Below are 21,865 nucleotides of genomic sequence, written 5' to 3' on the forward strand. Positions count from 1 at the left end.
TTCAAAAAAGGGACCTCTTGGATAGAGGTCCCTTTTCGCTTTACTTTTTAAAATGTGATTCACGGCTGCGCGTCCTTATTAGGCAGCACTCCGCCATTGATATCGGGCAAATCTGGCTCAAATTCAAGCTCGTTCCCTTGCAAATGGTCTGACGGCGCTTGTTGCTGGTTCTGGCTTGGGGGATTCGTCGTCACTCCATTACCGCTTGATACACCCGTATGACCTGACGGCAGCGCTATAGCCGGGGCATTACTGCCGTTACTGCCTACCGGCTTGCCCTGATTATCGTAATAATACATGGGCACATCCCCGACAACCAGAAGGTAAGAAATCGGGATTTCCGTATCAACCGTTTCGGGCTCCATATCGAAGGGCACCACAACCGCGACCTCAGCAATGATATGAATGTATACTTCCACCAAGATCATGTTAATGCCTGCATTCTGCTGACGGGTGTTCAGATCCACTTTGACAGCGCCTTGAGGCTCAATACGAACCGGTATACTCGGGCCAAATGAAGCCATCACGGGACTGCCCAGCGCCTGCCCCAGGGGTATCTTTTCTTTTAACATGTGTACATTCTGAAGCGTGGATTGCACGATATTCATTGTACTTGCGGTGATTCGCATATGCTCATTGTAGTTCAGCATGAAACCGGACACTTTCCCGGCGGTATCCGTCTTCCAGTCAATCAGCCCTTCGTTGGTTTTGCCGTCTGCCACCTGTGCTGTAATCGCCTTGTTGATCGCTTCGGTCGCAATCTGCTTCACTCTGATCTTGGCCAAGTGCATAATGGGGGGCTTCATTTTCTTATCTACATAGGCAAAACCCTGCATTAAACAAAACGCTGTCACCAATAAAATGATCAACCACATTTTACGCTTGCCGCTGGGCGGCTTACGGCGTCTCCGGCTTCGCCATCTTCTTCTCATCATCGAAGTGTCCCTCCCCTGCGGGATGAGCTATAGGCTATATGTTAACCTTATGCACCGTTGTCCCGAAAAAGAAGGACAGTACATGGACACTGGACAGAAAGTAACAACAACATGAAAGGGACAAGTACTCCTCTTTGGCTAGCCTAACCGGAAATCGCAAACTACATAAACAGAGATAAAAAAACCTTTCACCCGCAGATTACTCTGCAAGGCGAAAGGCTTTATGTTCAGACCACCCAAAGATTCAGGCCATGTCCATCATTTTATTTCGGAACAGATTCCCAGTCTTTCAGGAAACGTTCAATCCCGCTGTCCGTCAGTGGGTGTTTCCAAAGTGTTGGTAAGAGCGAACCCGGAATGGTGGCAATGTGCGCACCGGAAAGGGCTGCATCTTCTACATGTTTGATATTGCGAATGCTTGCTGCGATAATCTCGGAAGGCAGATCATACATGTCCAGAATCAGACGCAGATCACGAATCAGTTTCATACCATCCACCGCAATATCATCCAAGCGCCCAACGAATGGACTGATGTAGGTTGCACCGGCTTTCGCCGCCATCAGACCCTGTGCTGCGGAGAAGATCAGCGTGACATTGGTTTTGATCCCTTTTTGCGTCAACTCATGACAAGCATATAGCCCATCTTCGGTCATCGGCAATTTAATGACTACATTCGGTGCCCATTCTGCAATTTCATAAGCTTCCTTCAACATATCCTCGGCTTTGAGACCGATAACTTCAGCACTGACCGGGCCTTTAACAACGCCACAGATCTCCTGAATGACTTCTTTAAATACGCGACCTTCTTTGGCAATCAAAGAGGGGTTGGTCGTGACTCCATCCACTAGACCCAGACGTTCGATCCGTTTGATTTCTTCCACATTCCCTGTATCCAAGAAAAATTTCATGATATGTTACCTCCACTTGATGAATTCGTAAACACGATATAAGTCATTACCCGATGTTCATCATATGTTAACAGTTATATATAAAAATTAATTTTTCTCTACAGCGTGACCGCCAAATTCGTTACGCAATGCTGCTACCACTTTACCTGTGAATGTATCTGTCTCCAGGGAACGGTAACGCATCAACAAGGACAAAGCGATAACTGGTGTAGCTGTTTGAAGGTCAAATGCCGTTTCTACCGTCCAACGTCCTTCGCCGGAAGAGTGCATTACGCCTTTAATCTCATCAAGGTTCGCATCTTTGGAGAAGGCACGTTCTGTCAGCTCCATCAACCAAGAGCGGATAACGGAACCGTTGTTCCATACGCGAGCCACTTGTTCGAAGTCGAAATCAAATCCACTTTTCTCCAATACGTCAAAACCTTCACCGATGGATGCCATCATACCGTACTCGATACCATTGTGAACCATTTTGAGGAAGTGACCGCTGCCCGCTTTACCTGCATAGAGGTAGCCGTTCTCTACGGAAGTGTCTTTGAATGCCGGTTCAACGATTGCCCAAGCTTCCGGGTCTCCACCGATCATGTAACATGCGCCATTACGTGCGCCTTCCATACCGCCAGATGTACCTGCATCCATGTAGTGAATGCCTTTAGGTTTCATCTCTTCGTAGCGACGGATGGATTCTTTGTAGTGGGAGTTACCTGCTTCAATAATGATGTCGCCTTTGGAGAGCAATGGGCTAACTTCAGCCAATACAGCGTCTACCACGTTGTGAGGAACCATGATCCACAATACACGTGGGGATTCGAGCGAAGCCACCATCTCTGCGTAAGAAGATACGCCTTCAGCGCCGTATTCTTTCATTTCGTTTACTGCTTCAGCGTTCAGGTCAAAAGCAACCACTTCGTGTTTGTGATCAATCAGGTTTCTACCCAAGTTCAATCCCATTTTTCCTAATCCGACAAGTCCAAGTTTCATTTCAAAATCCTCCTGTTATGAACAATGTTTAAATTTCATTTGCGCTCAAATATTAATTAAGGTTTGCGTTATGCAGCAACCGTTTCGGTGATGGATCGTTCTTATGATCGCTGTTGTATCCAAATTTTTTTGAACTATTTTTCTTATAGTTAAAATTCGGATACAAAGGCGAACGCTTCGCTTCTTCAGAATCGATTCCATCCCCTACACCAAAAGTTAATTAATTTGAACACCATCTATATTCAAAAATTTTCACGGCCCTCCGGCAAACATAACCGGAAGGGCTTATGCAAAATTGGAACGGTATAATTCATGAAAAAATTAGATCTGTATACATCATGAAAGTTACTTCATATATATCAGCATTTTGCATCATTTCGATCAACTCGCTTCCGAATACAAGTTCTAGAAAACGAAAAGAACCATTTCGTTTCATATCCTGTTTACTTGAAAGACGGTCTTTGGATTTGTGCAAAATGTTCATTGGTGAACACAATGGATTACACTATTGTGTTCTCAGATGATTACTCTGTTGTTACACTTACCACCAACGGTATCCGTTCTCTGCTGTCAGACGATCTGCCGACTCTGGTCCATGCGAACCTGCGCTGTACGTATCCAGTGGTACGCTGCCAACTTCGAATGCTTCCTGAATCGGTTGCACCCATTGCCAAGCCAGCTCCACTTCGTTCCAGTGAGCGAAGAAGGTGGAATCGCCACGCATCGCATCAAAGATCAGATTCTCGTAAGCTTCAGGAATGTTACGTTTACCTGAGTTGAAGGTCATATGCATCGGTTCCACTTCACCATGGTTCAATGGATTCTTCGCATTTAATTGAAGGGAGATGCTTTCTCCCGGACCAATTTCAATCGTCAGCAGGTTAGGTTCCGTTGTATTTTCGGATTCATGACCTGTCTTCAGTGGGGCCTTAAACTCAACAACGATTCGGGTGGATTTCTCAGCCAGGCGTTTACCTGTACGAATGTAAAATGGAACCTCGCTCCAGAATGGATCATCGATCCACAGTCTTGCGGCAACATACGTCTCGTTCTGAGATCCGGCAGGAATGCCAGGCTCGTCCAGATATCCAACAACCGAAGCACCTTGCAGCTCGCCCGCAGCATATTGCGCACGAACGACTTCAGAAGCGACGTTTTCTTTTGTCAAAGGACGAAGCGCTTCAGCAATCTTTTGCTTTTTGAATTGAATCTCTTCCGGTGTGCAGCGTTTTGGCAAATGCAAACCAATCATCATCAGCAACTGAAGCATATGGTTTTGGAACATGTCACGCAGGGCACCGCTTTGGTCGTAATACGCGGCACGTTCTTCAACACCCACCGTCTCGCTTGCCGTAATCTGTACATTGGCGATATAGCGGTTAGACCACAGCGCTTGAATCACCGGATTTGCATAGGTGAGCGTCTCAATATTTTGAACCATCGGTTTACCGAGGAAATGGTCAATACGATAGATCTCTTCTTCCGCAAAGGTATTGCTCAATTTTTCATTCAGATCACGAGCTGATTGCAGGTCGTGTCCGAATGGTTTTTCGATAATCAGTTTCTTCCAGCCTTTGGTGTTACCCAGGCCACTTTCCTGAATATTCAATGCGATTGGTTCAAAGAATTCCGGTGCCACCGACATGTAGAACATGCGATTTTCGGGAATGTTAAGCTCTTGTTCACGCTGTTGAACCAGTTCCAACAGTTTGGTGTAATCTTCAAGCTTCGTATTATTTAAAGAACAATAACGGAAAGCGCCAATGAAATCACGAACCTGAGATGCTTCTTCCGGCGTCTGACGTGAGAATTCATGCAATGACTTTTCAACATTCGCCTGAAATTCTGTATCCGACAATTCACGTCGTCCCAACCCGATAACCGAGAAGGATTTCGGCATTTTCTGATCCATGTACAAGTTATATAATGCAGGGTAAATCTTGCGTTTGGCTAAATCGCCTGTTGCCCCGAACAGGACAAATGTCATTGCATCCATTGGATTGCCTCCTGTGATCTGTGCAGTATAGTATATGATGTTGCAAAATGTTCAAATCCAAGCATGACAAAAGACGGAATAAGTGGGTATGGTCCCCGCCTTGCCTCCGTTTATATAACACACCTGAATTCAACCATGGAACATTCCTTCTCTCCACAACCTGTGTTTAGGTTATAAATTGTAACCATTTGAATTAACGTTACCCATATTACACCTGTCGTCACAATTCGTCAACAATCGTGTCGAACCTGTGAACTCCAGTGTTTATAGGGTTTTTATTTGATGATAACGCTTTATGTGGTAACATTAAGAACAATTGGTATGTGACATTTTACACATATGGCCTGTGGACAAGTAGGTTACAATAAGTATACTAATGATATTACAAGCAATACTAATTCAAAGGAGTACAATCATGAGCGATGATGAGAATGCCAAGCAAATATGCACAAAAGTGGAACAATCTTATCAGATCATTGGCCGAAAATGGATAGCCCTCATAATTCATGCGTTGATGGAGGAGCCCAAACGCTTCAGTGAGATTCACGCTTATATCCCTGACTTGAGCAAACGTGTGTTAAATGAGCGAATGAAGGAATTGGAGGAAGAAGGACTTGTGGTTCGCCATGTGGTCACGGAACGTCCAGTTCGGACTGAATATATGTTGTCACGAAAAGGCACGGAACTGGGGAGAGCGCTAAGCGCCGTGGAACGTTGGGCTGATAAGTGGCTGTAACATTTTGAGGAATCATTATGGTTTATTTGCTTGAAGGTGACTCTGTGTAATCCCGGAGGTGGAGTATCGCATTTAGCAAATGGCTAGTGCAATCCGCATCCGGGATTTTTTCAATCAGAACGGAGAATACTAATTAAATATAGAGACGTAATAACGCTATTTTCCACAATCCAAATTAATGCTTACTGCTCCGTTCAAATTGTTGTCGATACTGCAGCGGGGTCGTCCCGGCAGATTTGCGAAATAACTGGATGAAATACGAGCCATTCGGAAATCCGGCACGTCTGCCAATCTCCTCCACCGAATGTGTTGTTGTCTCAAGCAGCAAGTAGGCTTGCTTCAACCTTCGAGCTGTGACGTAATCCGTAATGCTGCTACCCGTCTCTTGATGGAAAATGCGGGAAGCATACGATTTGGACAAATGAACATCTGCCGCCATATGATCCAATCTCATCTCATATTCGAAATGCTCTTCAATCCACCGCATCATCTTCTCTGAGTGTCTCAAATGACGTGAATCCGTTAACTGTGATAACGCTTCATCTGCTCCCTCTTTTTGTTGATCCAAGACACTCAATAGCTGAAGCAAAAACAGCACCGATTCTTCCCATTCTCCCCCAACACGACTCCGAGACTGATTGTAGCTCTCATACATCCAATCCACTTGATCCATATGGGAACTCAGGTCAAAAACTTGCTGCTGATTGCGCCCATTCCACAACCTCGAAAAAAAAGAACGCCGATGCGGGAACGCTTCCAGATAACGATCCATGACTATCGGCTCTACATAGAAGATATTTCGCTCATACGGGGTATTGGGATGAACTTCGGCATAGACATGATGCAATTGATAGGGTTGGAAAAAGAACAGCATGCCTTGTCGAATAGGATAGGTATGATTGTTAACGACTACTGTGCCCGCACCTTGATGAACATATAGAAATTCTCCACATTGATGCCAATGATAATATCCTTTGAAATGGTCCACAGTCTTGATTTGATAATCCCACGCTAACGTAGATCCTCCAAATTCCACACGCTCCAACATCCCTGTTCACCCTCCCATATGATGACAACAGAACAACATTTCTTCATATCCTAACACAACTTTGTACGAATAGAAAAAGATATACTGAGCACATGAGAAGGGGTTATCTTACTTTCGAATTTTACACTCAGGAGGCTGAATATGACTAAAACAGAATCGGCTATTACAACCACATATTGGCAAGAAGTAATGCAGAGATTGGAACGAAAAGTAGGTGAAATGAAAGAACATATTGGAGATAAATGCCCTCATTTTGCAGGGAAAGACGGCAAGTATGATAACATCAATACCGACTGGTGGGCTTCCGGTTTCTGGCCTGGCATGTTATGGATTATGTATGATTTGACGGGAGAACAATCCTATCGGGATGCAGCATGGTCGTGGGATGAGACGCTGGAGCAATGGTTTGTTAAACCTACCGTGGAGCTTCATCATGATGTGGGCTTCCAGTTCCTCTCCACCGCTGTTATCAAACACAAGATCACAGGTGACGAGGATGCGCTCAGACGTGGTCTGGAGGCAGCCAATTTCCTCGCAGGTCGTTACAATCCGGCAGGGAAATTTATTCGAGCCTGGAATGAGGATAAATACGGTTGGGCTATCATTGACTGCATGTTGAATATCTCTCTGTTGTTCTGGGCTTCTGAGGTGACAGGTGACCCTCGGTACAGACACATTGCCATTAATCATGCCGAAACAACCATGCAATATGGTATCCGGGAAGATGGATCAACCAAACATATCATCTCCTTTGATCCCGAAGATGGACGATATATTGAATGTTTTGGTGGTCAAGGATATGCCCCGGATTCATCATGGAGTCGAGGTACATCATGGGGCCTCTATGGATTCGCCAACACGTATCGGCATACCCAGGATGAACGATTCCTGAACACAGCGAAACGGATCGCACATTACTTTATTGCTGCGCTGCCAGAGGGTCATGTCCCCTACTGGGATTTCAGACTTCCTACCTTGGAAGGCCAGTCCCGCGACAGTTCCGCCGCAGCCATTGCTGCATCCGGTCTTCTAGAGCTGGCCGCCGTCGTTCCCGAAGGCGAGAAACGCCTTTACGCAGATGCCGCTGAACGTATCCTTCGTTCTTTAACCGAGAACTATGCTGTCTGGGATCAACCCGAGCATGAATCGATTTTGTTGCACGCTACAGGCAGCGGTAATTCCTTCATCGATGTCTCTCTGATCTATGGGGATTATTATTATCTGGAAGCGATCGCGAAATTAAATGGATGGAAGCACCGGGTGTATTGATTTTGGTGGTGATGTAGGTGTAGTAGAGCTAAAACAAAAAAAGATGCCGATCTCACTGTGATGTGAGGCGGCATCTTTAGATTTCGATAATAATCGCTTATTACTCTGGATTAGAACTCACAGCAATAATTTTAGTCGAATTACCCGGAGTAGAAAAAACCAACATCACCTGATAGTTACTACATACAACAAATACAGATAATATTACTATACAATTTCTCAGACCTCTAAATCTCATATGTACACCCTCTAATCAATTTGGTATATAAAATGACGTAAGGGAGTTACCAACCTTTATCGATGAAACGTTTAAAGTAACATCCTCAGAACGATATCGATTGATAGATTGGGCCATCCAGTATCGCCTAGAAACCCCTTTTTTGAAAAAACCAGATTTCACATAATCTACTCTTGGCAAGTTTATTATGCCATATTTTTTTACAGCTCCACTTGTAAAATTACTAGCTGCACCACTAGTTAAGCGATATCCAGTCGAGTTAGCTAAGGCAAGATTGCTAAGATTATTTCCATTAGGGGTAACTGTTACTTCCATAAAAACCATGTAGCGATCTTCATCAATGAATCTGTCAAAATCTTTATCGATAAACATTTTCCCATACATATTATTCACAGTGGACGAGGTAGGGGCGTCGGCTATGATCATTCGATGGACTATCATTTCTCCAAGATTGTTACGAAGTGAAAAAGGTTTCTCCGTTATCAAGTCAAAACTATTCAAATAGTCTGCGTTCTCATATTTACTGTAAACAAATGGCGTAGCAGAAGTCAGATTCGTTCCTGTTAGACCTACTTCCCGCATTTCATTCAGATCTCTATACGAAGTTGCCTTACTCACCTGCACGTGTGATTGTTTTACTTGGACCAAAGGTCCCATCTGGATATCCAGCCATCAATCCGGTTCCCAATACCACCGACACATAGGGATATGTTGCTTTCTTCAACCCACCCTTGTAATATTCTGCAACAGGCACTAGCGTATTCTCTGTATCCTTCAACGCTTGCTTGTAATCTTCATCCTGAGCTGCAAGTCCAGAGCTGAGCCACTTCGCCATTTCCTCTCGAAACCGAGGGATATCGCAAGGTTCACCTCTGTCTCACTCCAATGACCCGTCAAATCCTTAAATGCATTAGCTTGTTCTACCTCAGGCGTTCCTTTGGACACACGCGCCAGCAACGCTGCAAATTCCGCACGTGTCACCGTCGCCCCAGGCTTAAATGTACCGTCACTATATCCATTGAGATAACCTTTTGTCACGGCAGCATCTATGGAAGATTTTGCCCAATGGTTTGCAGGCACGTCTTTAAATGAAGCAACCGCTGCCTCGCTCGTATTGTCAGTGAAAGGGAACATTCCGATATACCAACGCACCGCTTAATATGAGTTGTGTTACTTTTTTCAAATCTTTCACACTCCAATTTTAATTTCTTTTCTTTGAAACCCTTCATGTTATGTATTTTTTCTTCAGTCTGCCTTTTGCTGAAAATCTCTAATATCTTCTAATCTTATATTTTATACGATTCATCCTTGCGTACCATAATCACATCCCTTAACAAAATTACAATTGAATGAATTAAGGTGAAATCGGCGATGAGTTCACATTGTACTCTGTTGGTTGTTTATTGATAGATATTAAATTCGATGTATATCAGTCATACAATGAAATTAAAAATTCTGAAAGCGTATCACTAACTTTCTTGAATTTGGTTAAATCTAGACTTTCATCATAAAGATACACTGCTGGATTATCACCCTCATCCAAATTAAAGTACCAAAACATATATCCCTGATGCATCATAAATACAAACTGATTGTCTGTTAATTTCTCAGAAAAATTATTTTCATCCAAAAGTTCAACTGCAAATTCCTTAAGTTCTAATATATACTTCATTGTATAATCTGTACCTGCCAAAAACTCAATACCATTACCTGATTTATACATAAATCTCAAATAAGTTAAAGGTAATTCTTTTGTTGGACTTAGGTTCTTTAATTTTAAAATATCATCTTCATTGCAAGCTTTCATTGGATATGAATTTTCTTCTAAGGTCGACAAGAAAATCTTGATATTACCGTCTTTTATACAATCCATTTTAAATCCCCTCCACGGATCACATCTCGATTTAGGAGCCTAAAAGCTAACTATACTGAATTTATTAAAGATTATATCTAACAAAGGAAGATTGCTAAAACCAGTAATTCTAAATTATTTAATTCCTCTTCATCGAAATCCATTTTTTTCAATTCTCTAAGTTCAATCTCAAGCAAACTTGATTGATTAAATACCTCAAAGTTGCTTATCTCCCTACCTATAGAGTTATATTCATATAATCTAGTATAGTCTTTAATAATAATCCCTAATCTCTCCCTATTCCATTTAGTAATATATATATCAAGTTTTTCTTCGGTGATATTTATTGAAGATACACGTCCTTCGTCTAAATTAAAATCTATCATGACACACTCCTTATTTTTGTTACGCATCGGGCACTATTCCTATACTGACTAGATTTTTCTGCCTAAATCTCTATCAGCTTCTATTTGAAGTTCTATCGTTTTAGGTCCCATGTAATTCCGTGCAGTTCGTAAAACGGATCTATCATTACCAAGTATTTCCAATACAGTAATTGAAAAAATATTGATTAAATGAGCATCATCATCATTAGATATTTCTTCAAAATATTTAAAAATACTTCCTAACAGCTCGATGTTTCTTTCCTCTCTTAATAGTTTAATTATTTCATGCATAAAGATGTCTTCAATAATGATAGTCTCTAGCACCTCACCGTAAGTCGCAATTGATTTTCTATAGGCAGCTTCAGTTGATGGTAAGAACTCTAACATTCTTCTAAAGAATTCTTCCGATTTTTTATTCATGACCACTAACTCCTCTATCTAAAAAATTTTATTGCTTTCTTCAAATCACCTCTTAAAACATCAAGAGAAACAGACACGTACGATAAAATCAACTAATTTATTAATTTCGATACTTTTATACCGTCAAACTTATCACCCCATCCTCTATTTTCTTTAATAGAGTAAATCAAAAATGACTGAATATCTGGTAAAGGAAAATTATTTTGATTCATAAAAAAGATAATCTTCTGCAAGGAATTCAAACTACTTTCACCATATCCTTCAATCACAGAGTAAGCATGGCTAATACCTAATTCATAGATTTTTCGCAGTATAATAAAAATCGTATTATCAATGTTCACATATAATTTAGACAAATAAACAAATTCATCTTCACTCAGTCGTTCAAACTCATTCTCATCATATAAACTAAACTCCATCAAATTTTCAGGAATTAACTCGACAATAACATCAATCCAATCATCTAGATATTGCGTACTAGTAAATTCCCATAAGTACTCCAATACCCCCCTCCAATCATTAGGGTTATATTTTAATGCCATAAGTATGTTCTCGAAACAACTAATTCCATAGGCTACTCTACCTCTAAACGAAACAAGCTTAATTTGCTCGATATCCACGATTATTGCCCCCTAGTCTATCTAGTCATTGTACCATCAATTAACTTAATTATATTGGATAAATACCTTTAAAGATGCTAGATAGCACAGCACAAACCTTATCTAACTAAAGAAAGGTATTATTTCATAATGATCATGAAATAACACCTTATTCTTTAAAAATCCAACCTGCTACCCAGCGTAATACTCGAATCTTCGAAGTTCTCTACCGTCGTCTTCTTTTCATAAAAGTGTACGGCATGTTGCATAATTCCCTCTCTTGTATAAAACGCGTCTTCCGACCCTATTGGAAAAATAACCTTTTCTCCTGTGCTTGCCGACTTATAGATACCCACAATCAATTCAAGCGTATTTCGACCACTTTCACCATCCACCAGAAGGGGTGATCCTGTCTCAATAGCGTTTAACACATTCTCAACTTGCCCAGCGTGACCGACATGAACAACATCCGGTAACTCGTCAGCCAGCTTCTGAATCTGCTGTTCCAGCTCTTGATTGGATTCCGGAAATCCGTTACTCCGTGCTGTAGAAGCTACCACTTTCCAAGGTGCAGATACCCGGGCCTCTTTGCCCTGAAAAATTAACTGCTGCTCCTCTCCGTGATGCACGACCGAACTGGTAATCATGCCAAGCGCCCCTTCCTGGAAGCGAAGCATCGCCATGGATATATCCTCAACTTCGGCATTATCATGTGCCGTATTCGCCATCATGGCCTGCAATTCCACTGGAGGTCCCATCATCCAAAGCATGGCATCAATATGATGCACTGCATGATTGAGGGTGCAGCCTCCGCCTTCTTTTTCCCATGTTCCACGCCACCACAGATCATAATAATTGTGGCCCCGCCACCAAAACGAATCAACCTGCACATGTACAATGGGGCCCATCCGTTTACTGTCCAGCACACCTTTCAACTTCATCATCGGTGTCGTAAACCTATTCTGAGCTACAACGGATAGTAGCTTGCCATTTGCTTGCGCTGCTCTCAGCATCAGATCCGCTTCCTCCAGAGAAGATGCCATTGGTTTTTCGACCAACACATGTGCACCTGCTTGCATGAAATCACACGCAATTGGAGCATGTGTATACGGTGGCGTACAGACTGAAACCAGATCAATGTTTTGGGCAAGTAACTCTGTGTAATCCGTGACCGCTTGCGCACCTTCCAGTCCATATTCGTTAATTCGCTTCTGTGCTTTATCCACGTACATGTCGACCACAGCAACAATCTGACATCGCTCAGGAAATGCCAAATATGCTGAGATATGCGCTCCACTAATTGCACCTGCTCCGATAATCGCCACTTTTAACATCGTTGCATACCTCCCTTAGTCCCTTCACAATACACAATAATAAAGCGCTTTTATGCGTTCATCTTGTGCTAAAATAAAACTATCTTGCGCATGTTAAGGGAGGCATTCATGATGTCCATCATCCTGGGAGAACAATTTAATCTGGCCTGTCGTCGTACATCCAACACTACGTTTCGCGAAGTGTTTCATGCTCATTCGCAGATGGAGATAACCTATATCCACGAGGGATATGGGCAGTTGATCACCGAAGGACAGGTGTTCTCTCTTGAACCTGGTATGCTCATGATTTTTCGACCTTTTCAATTGCATCACGTCCAGATTCAAGTATCCAGACAGCAGCCTTTCATTCGAAATGTACTCATGGTTGAGCTTGATATATTGAAGGCACTTTGGTCGCATTTTGTGGCGACTCACCACTTCATACAGGATCTGCTGGGAGAGCAATCCCCCATTCAGCCGATCCGGCTTGCTGACACTTCTCCACTCGTTCAACGAATGGAGCAATATGCAGATACGTATCCAGATCTGCTTCCCCACGAAGTAGAGGAGGATACACGCCTCTTTTTATTGGATCTGCTCGCACAGCTTCGCTATCTGTGGCAAGATGGGCAACAACGCCACTCCCAGGATGTACTCTCGTCCACTGCAAGCGTTCTTCACCCTCATGCCGAAGCTATCATGCAATGGATTGAACAGCATTACCAAGAGCCTTTTCGTTTGGAGGATATCGCAGATACACTTCATTTATCTCCCTATCATCTGTCTCATGTTTTCAAAAAAGCGACCGGAACCACAATCGTTGCTTATGCTCAAGCCACCCGCATTCGTCATGCCTGTGTGCTGCTCACCCGTTCCTCGCTCACGGTTCCCGAAATTGGTCACCGTGTTGGTATGACCAGCCCCTCCTACTTTTGCAAAGTATTCCGTACTGCCACAGGATCTACACCACATCAATATCGGCTGAAGGTGCAGGGGAGAGGATGACATACCAAAAAACCTATCCCTTATCTCCGCTTAAGCAGGAATAGGCCTACATATCAACCTTCAATCCATTTGATCAAAACGTAAACTGAACAATATAGATCTTCATGACTCTTAATATCTCATTTAAGGAAACTAATTTATCTCATTAGTGTACTCCTTGAGCTTTCTATAAAATCACTATTATTTCTAAACATCTTTATTCTCACGTCTATTCTAAGTTTTTTTTCCTATATAATCTTTTTTTAGTACAACTGCAATTGTTCTATCTGTCTCTCTGCAATGTACCTATAGGGCTCACATAGGTCATTTATCTTTTGAATCAACAAGGGATCTTCTAAACGTTTTTCGTCTACAACGATTTCCTTCCATATGTCATAAAAATTTAAACCATAATGTATGAAGGATCCCGTCGCTGGGTCATCTTCATTACTTAATTTATCAATGATATTGCGTAGACTTAATCTATTTTCGATAAATTGTAGGTAATAATAACCAACCGTAGTATCACTAGATGAGAAGTTATTTTCCACGTAAAAGCGTCCTTCCATCCTAATCTCACTCAAAGCTATACCCAGTTCCACGATATCTTTGGCTAAAGAAACGTCATAGATCCAATATTCAACTTTGCTCTTAGTTAGGATCTGTCCATCTGCCCAGCACTGCCAATCTTCTTTAGAATAATATCCACTCTCACATGCTATGTACAAATAATCTGCGATCATGATAAATTGCCTCCTAAAAAAAACTCTGAAAATACACCCCGAAACCCATACAATTTGAGTTACAAAATTGATTAATCTATTATTTGCTTATCCGGATTGATTGGGTCTTCTAGATGAATTCCGTTAGCCGTAATACTTGTTATTACCTCAACCGATTCGTTATCTTTATTCGCTGAATACGCAGAAAAGGTAAACAGATACGTGCCCTCTGCCAACTCATCCACTTTCAAATAATTAATGCTATCGTTTGGTATATAGCCGCTTGGCTCCATCCGAATAGATTCAACATTAGAGAACACAATACATCCATTATTAATATCTTCGTCAGAATAATAATCCCACTGGTTCGTTCTAACTCTAGATATCGTGGTCACTTGTATTCTCCCTTCCGAATTCCAGCCATCCATGATGATTTTTTTACAACCGCGATCACCAAGATAGATGGTTTGGATAAACGCATTAGGATGCATGAAGTTCAACTCCCTCATTTTCTTTGCTTAGATGCTCAAATTGTTTTGATCATTTTTTTCCACGTTCTTTGAAAGGCTCGGAAACTATCTGCCACTTTATAAAGCCCCTCATCAAGGGTGGGCTCCTCATAATCCATGTCCTTCCAATAATAAATCCTCTCCAGATCGTCCATCAAAACCTTGCCTCCCTCAGCAGCTTCTCCGATGAGAACGTACCCGGTTGGAAATTCATCCTTAAAGGCATTCCAATACGCCAGATCATAACGTTTCTCTACCTGAACACCAAATATAACGTGTAGTGGAATAACCTCATTCAATTCTTCTACTGCAAACGTACAGTAGTGAACCAGTACCTTACCTCCATTATTCTCTCTTAGGAATGTTCTGTAGCCTATAGGGAGTTCTTTATTTAACTTTTGCTCCAGGTCATCTATCATCTCATCGGTAGCGTAACCGAAGCTTCTAAGAAAAATCGTTTTTCCTCCCTCAATCGCTTGCATATATTTCTCAAGTTCATCTATGAACCGTGTTACATCTTCTTCGCTCGGATCATAGGGACTGAACAACCATTTGACATACTTACATTTCGTCACCTGTTCCATTGTCCGCCAATGAAAAGGTGGCGTTTTTAACATATAGGATAAACAACGCTCCCATATCCAGTCCTTCTTTTGCTCTAACCAGTTGGACCAACGCTCTTTCTTATTTACATCTGCAGCCGCCTGAAGCTCCACGATCGTTTTCAATACACGCTGAGCCAGCTCCGCAGCAAAAGGGCTAGCTTGTATATGATAATCTGAAGGACTCAGATTGAATTTCGCTTCAAGCAATACTCTATGGAGGGCAAGGAGTTCGGTCTCTTCCTCAACCAGCAGTTTAGATTTATTCACCCAGATTACCTCCTCATTTCACCAGTGGTTATCCACAAAATTGCAACCAGCTTCCAATCTAAATATTCTAAATTGACTCTCTGTGATTCTGGGTACAGCCCATCCATATCCTCAAGTGAAATATTCGCACAATCCTCCCCAACATTTCATAGATTTTGGATACACCATTCGCTCCGAACTCATGCTGATCATCACCGTTTTCTCATCGTTATGTACTGTGTCTATACGCTTTGTATTATTTAAACCTTCGCTATGTTCGAGTCTGCTCTAAGCTTCTACCGATCCTAATCAGTAACTGAATATGCTCATTACGTAAATGTTCATGCAATCCATCAACCTCATCATCTAGAAAATTATGGCCGATCTGTTCCAGACATGTAGATAAGATAGCCATCATACCGTATGGATTATATTGCTCCCAACCTTCATCTAAATTCCCCCAGTTCTCAATCACTTTAAGAAAACTTGCAAAGTCATGAACACCTTCAAACGGTTTATTCCAATCTGCATCACCAGCATTCATTACGCTCGCCCCCACTCATTCTTGATATTATGTATCCCAAATCTTAACCACATCACGTCGGCTATCTGTTCATATCTTGATTCTTCTAAAATGATACATACACAACTTCACACGTCCAAGTTGGATGTTTTTCATTCAATCTATTAAGTAATTCTTTCATTCGAGCGGCATCTTGAGGGATATGATCTTCAACAAATTTCCACCCCACTAGAATTAATTTTTGGGGCATCTCTACCAAACCCGTTATTGCATCCCAAAATGCATCCCAATTCATACCGTAGAATTCTGGAAAGCCGAGATTATTCCTCAGAAGCTGATGTAATTGAGGTGAACTGTTTATATTGGTAACATCAATAATCACTTCTTCTTCTCGATCTTCTTTTCGATTATCCATTATCTTACTCTCCCACTCATCTATTAAATTCGTTAGGTACATCTATATCGCCGACAGAATTGATTCACATTATTGGAAACGGCTCGACTCTAATACGAACTACAGCTATTCTCAGTTGCATTCGCTTATGTCTTGTTCACTCTACGATGTAATAAGTCTATAATTTAAGCTTTGCAAAGTAAATTAGGATATATCTCACAACTCCAATCCTAGAACCTCAACCCAAAAAACTGGAGCGGAGGGCATAACCCCACCAGGCTCCAGTCTATGTGTATTTTAAACTCCGCTACATTTTCGTTTACATCACTTACGTCAACGGGTATGCCTGGATATGCAGTCTATTTCCCTATATGCCTTCTCTCTATCTCATAATCCTAACTGTCTCAAATATGAATAAAATTTCTCTCTAACATGATCCAGATCCTTCTTCTGTTCCACCGATAATTGCTCCTCATGAATGCTGCCATCCTTATCCACAACGATAGCTTCATACTTCTCCATGTTCTCGAACAAGGCTTGAAATTCAATAAATTCCTCCTTCGAAAGCCTCTCCTCTGCAGCCTTGTATGTTTCAGTACGGAATTGTTCACGATCCATCATTTCCTTCTGTTCACTCGCGTCCTCTAACCCTTCGAAGAAAGGCTCCAAACTTGCCACCAGTTGGTTGTACTTCTCCTGATCCACCGTGCTCCATTGCTCTGGATGCAATTCTCCTTGTGGATCAGCATGCGCTAGAGCCATCTGTCCCAACTGTTTCAGTAGACTCATATACTGTGTGAACTCATGGTCACTAAAATACGCCTTGGCTTCCTGTAGCTTCGCTTCCAAACGATTATAATCGTCCGCTGTACCTCCCAACACTCTTATGTTTTGTTCAGAACCATAGATATCATCTGCAAGATATGTGTAGCCTGCATATGCGCCTGTAGGGATAATTAGAACTGCTGCAATTATTGCTGCGACTAACCACTTACGAGGACGCCTATTTCCTCTGGATCTACTTCGGATCGCTTTCAGCATATTTTCTTTCCCTCCTGGTGAGTTAGACCACTTCCTCGTCTCCTGGCGATAGGCCGAACGTAATTCATCTTCCAGTTTCATGCCAATCCTCCACCTTTCCTTTTCTCAAATGAATGGATTACACTCGTCTTCTGGCGTAGCTTGCCCAATGCAGCATGAATCCGTGATTTTACGGTACCGAGCGGGATATCTAGAATCAACGCAATTTCTTCTTGGGTGTATTCGTTCAAATAATGAAGCGTAACCACCTGTTGCAATTTGTATGGCAACCGACGTACTTGATCAAGCAAAGGTTGATGTGCCAATTTGCTGATTAGATCCACAGAGAAATCAACTTCCAATCCACTGTCCGACTTCTCGATTCGCTTGTTGAATCGTATTTGGGTCACCTTCCGTCGCCGATAATTTTTCACCTGACGCATCGTTATGCCCATAAGCCAAGGACGAAAAGCACGCTTGGCATCATATCGATCCAACGACCGATACGCCTGAATATAGATATCCTGCACCAAATCTTCCGTATCAGAGACATGATTAATCAGAAATCGGACAGTACGATACACATCCGTTACCGTTCTTTCATACAGCTCTCCATAGGCTTCATCATCACCAGCTCGCGTTAACGCTACAAGTTCTATGTATTCATGTTCCTCTCTCATCAGCCAGCCCCTCTCCTCTATTCACTATATATTGGCATAACGAGTCCATATCGTTCGATTTATTTTCGAATAAAAAGTTTCTTGCTTCTTCGCAAGCCAATAAGATTATGCAAAAAAAGCCCACCACGTAACAACAAGATGGATTCATCCATCATTGTGTTGGATAAGCTTGCACTTTGCTTGAATAAGTTCTTTTTCAGTTATAAATAGCCACAACAGCAACTAAAGGTTTTCGTAAATCTGGAGCAGGTCGAGGAAGAAATTCGGAAGTCTCTTACAGTCCGTGTACGCGAACTCCATAATCGAATGAAGCACGTCCCACTTCACGCAATCAACAAAGATGTGATCGAGTTGATATTGCTCCTTGTAGCTATGTAATTTTGCTGATAAAGATGAATCAATATACCCCTTTGCATCCTCCACCTTTTTTCTAGTCGGCATATTGGAATAAAACTGGATGATCCACATATCCGCAATTAAATCACGATCCAGCTCTTTATCCTTAAATTCAGAGGCCAACACGTTCAGACATTCTCTTCAGAATTTCTTTAGAAATATACCCATGAAATCCTTAGTTTTTTTCAATATGATTCCTGTACAGCAGGAAGCTCGCAAAATACCCGTGCCCCCTGCCCAATAACGTTAAATTCTATTTTTTCATAAAGGTGGAGTCCAAGATACAATGAAAGATTTGCTTCAAAACCTTAAGTTATTTCAGTTTCTAAAAGCTTGTTATCAATCCAAAATCATTAGAGCTCTAATCCCTGTAACGATTCTCGTCATCATCTATGTATACGGAAGACATGAGATTCAGCGTATTAATATAGCTAGCATTATTCATGAAATACATATGAAGCCGGTTCATGTCATCATTCAATTAATCATTGCTTCTTTTCTAGCCGTATCTGTAATGAGTACGTATGATTTTCTTATTCGCAAACAGTTTAAGCTCGATATTCATTGGATAACCACATATCGTTACGCCTGGATTGCTAACACTTTTAATAATATGATTGGATTCGCAGGTCTTACCGGTGTAGGATTACGTGCGTTTCTTTATAAGAAAAGCGGGATTCCCATGAAAACAATGGGCGCTGCCATACTTTTTTTATCGCCTATTTTATTGGTCGGCCTATCCTTGCTTGGCGGTCTTGCACTAATTGGTATCTTGCCTGTAGAACCCCTATTTGAACAACATCCTTGGCTACGACTCGGTGTATGGGGAGTTGCCTTATACTTGCCATTTTTCTTACTCATGCAACGGTCATCCCTATTCGCCAAATGGTTTAACAAGGGAAATGGCAGATTACCGTGGAGCGTCATTATCACTTCTCTGGGTTCCTCTGTGCTGGAATGGGCTTGTGCAGGAACATTATTTTGGTTGTTTGGTTTTTCTGATCTGCATCCCTTACCGTTCGCTCCGGTATTCGGGGTTTACGTTGTGGCAGCCATTGCGGGAATCATTAGTATGGCTCCAGGCGGCATTGGTGCTTTTGATCTGATCGCCTTACTCGGATTGCAAACTTTAGGTGTTGAGCCTTCTCGAGCACTGATGATTTTGTTGTTATTCCGCATGTTTTACTTTGTCATTCCTTGGCTCATCGGTCTGGTATTGGCCGGGCTTGAGATGCGTCCAAGTCGAAAGCAATGGCAGGATATTACGAAGAACTGTTTCAATGCTACACGTAACATATGGGTCAGATGCTGGAATTGGCCTTCACGTTTCAGTTTGCTTAGTGATCTGGGTGCGTGGATACTTGGCAAGCTCGTATTCGCTAGCGGGGTCCTTCTACTCATCTCCGCGGTTTCTCCAGGCCTTATAGATCGGTTGCGCTTCATGGAACATCTGTTATCTTTATCCATGATGCGCTTATCTGAACAATTGTCAGTAACTATCGGTATCATGCTTATCGTCATATCCTGGGGGATATCCATGCGTATTCGCCGAGCTTACTTGTGGACTGGAGCATTGTTGTTAGCAGGAGCTATTTTCACATTTGCCAAAGGATATGATTACGAAGAAGCACTTATATTATTAACCGTGGCGTTCATTCTGTGGATATCCCCTACACGATTTAATCGTGAGAGTATTCGTATATCTGCACGAAGCATCTGGATCTGGACGTTTCTTGCTCTCATCTCATCGTTGTCGTATTACATTATAGGTTCACAGCTGCATCCGGCTATTCTGCAACACCTGCCCATGCGTGCGCAACAATGGGTGTCACATCCTCACGACTATATGTTAACAGCGCTTAGTGGATTAATGGGCGCTTTGATTGTGATGGCTTTTGTCTTTACATTGCGTCCGTCTCGCTATACAGAAATGCGCCCTGATGAAGAAGATATGGATAAATTCACTCAATTCATTGCCACAGAAGACGGTAATCTGTTAACTCATCTCCTCTATCTGGGTGACAAACATTTTTACTGGGCTCAAAATGATCAGGTCCTGATTCCGTACGCTCAAGTACGTCAGAAACTCATCGTACTTGGTGATCCAATCGGCAATAAAAACCTTGTTGGTGCTGCAATTCAACAATTTCAGAGCTATGCGCATCATTATGCATTGACCGTGGTTTTTTATCAGGCTACACCTGAATACCTATCGATCTATCATGAGAATGGCTACAAATTTTTCAAATTAGGTGAAGAAGCTTTGGTACCTCTAGATACCTTTACTCTAAGTGGGAAAAGTAATCAAAACTTACGAACAGCCTTAAATAAGTCAGATCGCGAAGGGCAGATCTTTGAAATATTATCCCCGCCATATTCTTCAGAATTACTCTCTGAATTGCGTCAGATTTCGGACGAGTGGCTCGGTGACCGCAAAGAAAAAACGTACTCATTAGGATGGTTCAACGAAACCTATATTCAGCGCTCACCCTTAACACTGCTTCGTAATGCACAAGGCAATATTTTGGCTTTTGCAACGCTGGCCCCATCCTATAGTCATCATCAGGTCATCTCCATTGATCTAATGCGTCATCTGAATGATACACCAAACGGTACGATGGATGTGCTATTTGTACGATTGATTGAATGGGCCAAAGAACAGGGGTATTCTTACTTTAATCTCGGAATGTCTCCGCTCTCCAGCGTCGGTGAGAATCAGAACTCTCATCGTGAAGAAAAACTAGCCCGTCTGGTCTTTCGATATGGTGGGTACTGGTATGGATTTGAAGGATTACGCCGATACAAGGAAAAATTCTCTCCGGAATGGCATGCGAGATACTTGGCTTATCCTTCAGGCATGGCACTTCCTATGCTTACACTTGATCTTATTGGGTTAGTATCCCGTTGTCCTAATGAGTAATGGTAGGGTTGAATCTGATAAAAAAGACCTCTGGTATTTATCATGATATAATATACCTAATTTTGATATAACTGGAGGTTTTTCGTCTGATTTATAAGATCCTCTTTGGTCTTTTGATAATAACTATTTCGATCATCGGATTTGTAATGGCCAGAAGCAACCTTGAGGCCTACGCCACGGTATAT

25 protein-coding genes are annotated in these 21,865 nt (G+C 42.0%); 4 read left to right on the top strand and 21 right to left on the bottom strand.

Annotation, left to right across the window (positions count from 1 at the left end; translation table 11 throughout):
* Positions 1-59: 59 nt before the first annotated feature.
* From yunB to zwf, 4 genes are all read right to left on the bottom strand, one after another.
* The gene (yunB, locus tag NYE45_RS24665; protein ID WP_340014382.1) at positions 60-935 is read right to left on the bottom strand and encodes a sporulation protein YunB; all 876 of its coding nucleotides are present in this window, start codon (positions 933-935) and stop codon (positions 60-62) included.
* A 263-nt stretch (positions 936-1,198) separates the two neighbouring features.
* Positions 1,199-1,843: a fructose-6-phosphate aldolase gene (gene fsa, locus NYE45_RS24670; protein WP_036605718.1), complete on the bottom strand. Its 645-nt coding sequence runs from the start codon at positions 1,841-1,843 to the stop codon at positions 1,199-1,201.
* 87 nt (positions 1,844-1,930) lie between these two features.
* Positions 1,931-2,824, bottom strand: coding sequence for a phosphogluconate dehydrogenase (NAD(+)-dependent, decarboxylating) (gene gnd, locus NYE45_RS24675; protein ID WP_017692367.1), 894 nt, complete (start codon positions 2,822-2,824; stop codon positions 1,931-1,933).
* 541 nt (positions 2,825-3,365) lie between these two features.
* The gene (zwf, locus tag NYE45_RS24680) at positions 3,366-4,820 is read right to left on the bottom strand and encodes a glucose-6-phosphate dehydrogenase (RefSeq protein WP_340014383.1); all 1,455 of its coding nucleotides are present in this window, start codon (positions 4,818-4,820) and stop codon (positions 3,366-3,368) included.
* Positions 4,821-5,235: 415 nt separating this feature from the next.
* Between zwf and NYE45_RS24685 the strand changes: the two genes are divergently transcribed.
* A complete protein-coding gene (locus NYE45_RS24685; protein ID WP_340014384.1) occupies positions 5,236-5,556 on the top strand; it encodes a helix-turn-helix domain-containing protein in 321 nt (106 codons plus the stop codon).
* 175 nt (positions 5,557-5,731) lie between these two features.
* Here NYE45_RS24685 and NYE45_RS24690 read toward each other — a convergent pair whose 3' ends face one another.
* Positions 5,732-6,604 (bottom strand): AraC family transcriptional regulator, encoded by an 873-nt coding sequence (locus tag NYE45_RS24690; protein WP_340014385.1) that lies wholly within the window; start codon positions 6,602-6,604, stop codon positions 5,732-5,734.
* 141 nt (positions 6,605-6,745) lie between these two features.
* Between NYE45_RS24690 and NYE45_RS24695 the strand changes: the two genes are divergently transcribed.
* Positions 6,746-7,873 (top strand): glycoside hydrolase family 88 protein, encoded by a 1,128-nt coding sequence (locus NYE45_RS24695; RefSeq protein WP_340014386.1) that lies wholly within the window; start codon positions 6,746-6,748, stop codon positions 7,871-7,873.
* Between the two features lie 253 nt (positions 7,874-8,126).
* Here NYE45_RS24695 and NYE45_RS24700 read toward each other — a convergent pair whose 3' ends face one another.
* From NYE45_RS24700 to NYE45_RS24735, 8 genes are all read right to left on the bottom strand, one after another.
* A complete protein-coding gene (locus NYE45_RS24700; RefSeq protein ID WP_340014387.1) occupies positions 8,127-8,729 on the bottom strand; it encodes a hypothetical protein in 603 nt (200 codons plus the stop codon).
* Positions 8,722-8,946, bottom strand: coding sequence for an S-layer homology domain-containing protein (locus NYE45_RS24705; RefSeq protein WP_340014388.1), 225 nt, complete (start codon positions 8,944-8,946; stop codon positions 8,722-8,724). Before NYE45_RS24705 ends, NYE45_RS24700 begins: the two co-directional genes overlap by 8 nt.
* Positions 8,886-9,245 carry an S-layer homology domain-containing protein gene (locus tag NYE45_RS24710; RefSeq protein ID WP_340014389.1) on the bottom strand — a complete coding sequence of 120 codons (360 nt, stop codon included), beginning with the start codon at positions 9,243-9,245 and terminating at the stop codon, positions 8,886-8,888. Before NYE45_RS24710 ends, NYE45_RS24705 begins: the two co-directional genes overlap by 61 nt.
* 295 nt (positions 9,246-9,540) lie before the next feature.
* Positions 9,541-9,984 (bottom strand): SMI1/KNR4 family protein, encoded by a 444-nt coding sequence (locus NYE45_RS24715; RefSeq protein ID WP_340014390.1) that lies wholly within the window; start codon positions 9,982-9,984, stop codon positions 9,541-9,543.
* A gap of 77 nt (positions 9,985-10,061) precedes the next feature.
* Positions 10,062-10,376, bottom strand: a complete 315-nt coding sequence (locus NYE45_RS24720; protein WP_340014391.1) for a hypothetical protein — start codon at positions 10,374-10,376, stop codon at positions 10,062-10,064.
* 21 nt (positions 10,377-10,397) lie between these two features.
* Positions 10,398-10,769, bottom strand: coding sequence for a resolvase (locus NYE45_RS24725; RefSeq protein ID WP_340014392.1), 372 nt, complete (start codon positions 10,767-10,769; stop codon positions 10,398-10,400).
* A gap of 92 nt (positions 10,770-10,861) precedes the next feature.
* Positions 10,862-11,389, bottom strand: coding sequence for a hypothetical protein (locus NYE45_RS24730; RefSeq protein WP_340014393.1), 528 nt, complete (start codon positions 11,387-11,389; stop codon positions 10,862-10,864).
* 155 nt (positions 11,390-11,544) lie between these two features.
* Positions 11,545-12,702: a Gfo/Idh/MocA family oxidoreductase gene (locus NYE45_RS24735; RefSeq protein ID WP_340014394.1), complete on the bottom strand. Its 1,158-nt coding sequence runs from the start codon at positions 12,700-12,702 to the stop codon at positions 11,545-11,547.
* Between the two features lie 108 nt (positions 12,703-12,810).
* Between NYE45_RS24735 and NYE45_RS24740 the strand changes: the two genes are divergently transcribed.
* Positions 12,811-13,686: an AraC family transcriptional regulator gene (locus NYE45_RS24740; RefSeq protein WP_340014395.1), complete on the top strand. Its 876-nt coding sequence runs from the start codon at positions 12,811-12,813 to the stop codon at positions 13,684-13,686.
* 242 nt (positions 13,687-13,928) lie between these two features.
* Here the strand turns inward: NYE45_RS24740 and NYE45_RS24745 are convergent, their stop codons facing one another.
* The 8 genes from NYE45_RS24745 to NYE45_RS24780 form a co-directional block, all read right to left on the bottom strand.
* Positions 13,929-14,408, bottom strand: coding sequence for a hypothetical protein (locus NYE45_RS24745; RefSeq protein WP_340014396.1), 480 nt, complete (start codon positions 14,406-14,408; stop codon positions 13,929-13,931).
* Positions 14,409-14,479: 71 nt separating this feature from the next.
* A complete protein-coding gene (locus NYE45_RS24750) occupies positions 14,480-14,878 on the bottom strand; it encodes a DUF6258 family protein (protein ID WP_340014397.1) in 399 nt (132 codons plus the stop codon).
* Between the two features lie 35 nt (positions 14,879-14,913).
* Positions 14,914-15,768 carry an SMI1/KNR4 family protein gene (locus NYE45_RS24755; RefSeq protein WP_340014398.1) on the bottom strand — a complete coding sequence of 285 codons (855 nt, stop codon included), beginning with the start codon at positions 15,766-15,768 and terminating at the stop codon, positions 14,914-14,916.
* A gap of 250 nt (positions 15,769-16,018) precedes the next feature.
* The gene (locus tag NYE45_RS24760) at positions 16,019-16,291 is read right to left on the bottom strand and encodes a hypothetical protein (RefSeq protein ID WP_340014399.1); all 273 of its coding nucleotides are present in this window, start codon (positions 16,289-16,291) and stop codon (positions 16,019-16,021) included.
* Between the two features lie 85 nt (positions 16,292-16,376).
* Positions 16,377-16,685, bottom strand: a complete 309-nt coding sequence (locus tag NYE45_RS24765) for a barstar family protein (protein ID WP_340014400.1) — start codon at positions 16,683-16,685, stop codon at positions 16,377-16,379.
* A 366-nt stretch (positions 16,686-17,051) separates the two neighbouring features.
* Complete coding sequence (locus NYE45_RS24770; protein WP_340014401.1) at positions 17,052-17,786, bottom strand: DUF3600 domain-containing protein; 735 nt, start codon at positions 17,784-17,786, stop codon at positions 17,052-17,054.
* Positions 17,783-18,364 carry a sigma-70 family RNA polymerase sigma factor gene (locus tag NYE45_RS24775; protein ID WP_340014402.1) on the bottom strand — a complete coding sequence of 194 codons (582 nt, stop codon included), beginning with the start codon at positions 18,362-18,364 and terminating at the stop codon, positions 17,783-17,785. Before NYE45_RS24775 ends, NYE45_RS24770 begins: the two co-directional genes overlap by 4 nt.
* A gap of 222 nt (positions 18,365-18,586) precedes the next feature.
* Entirely contained in the window at positions 18,587-18,883 is a 297-nt protein-coding gene (locus NYE45_RS24780; protein WP_340014403.1) for a hypothetical protein, read from the bottom strand.
* 163 nt (positions 18,884-19,046) lie between these two features.
* On the opposite strand from NYE45_RS24780, the gene mprF reads away from it, so the two are divergent.
* Complete coding sequence (gene mprF / locus NYE45_RS24785; protein ID WP_340014404.1) at positions 19,047-21,680, top strand: bifunctional lysylphosphatidylglycerol flippase/synthetase MprF; 2,634 nt, start codon at positions 19,047-19,049, stop codon at positions 21,678-21,680.
* The last annotated feature ends 185 nt before the right edge of the window (positions 21,681-21,865 follow it).

Source organism: Paenibacillus sp. FSL K6-1318 (genome assembly GCF_037976905.1).
GTDB lineage: Bacteria > Bacillota > Bacilli > Paenibacillales > Paenibacillaceae > Paenibacillus > Paenibacillus amylolyticus_A.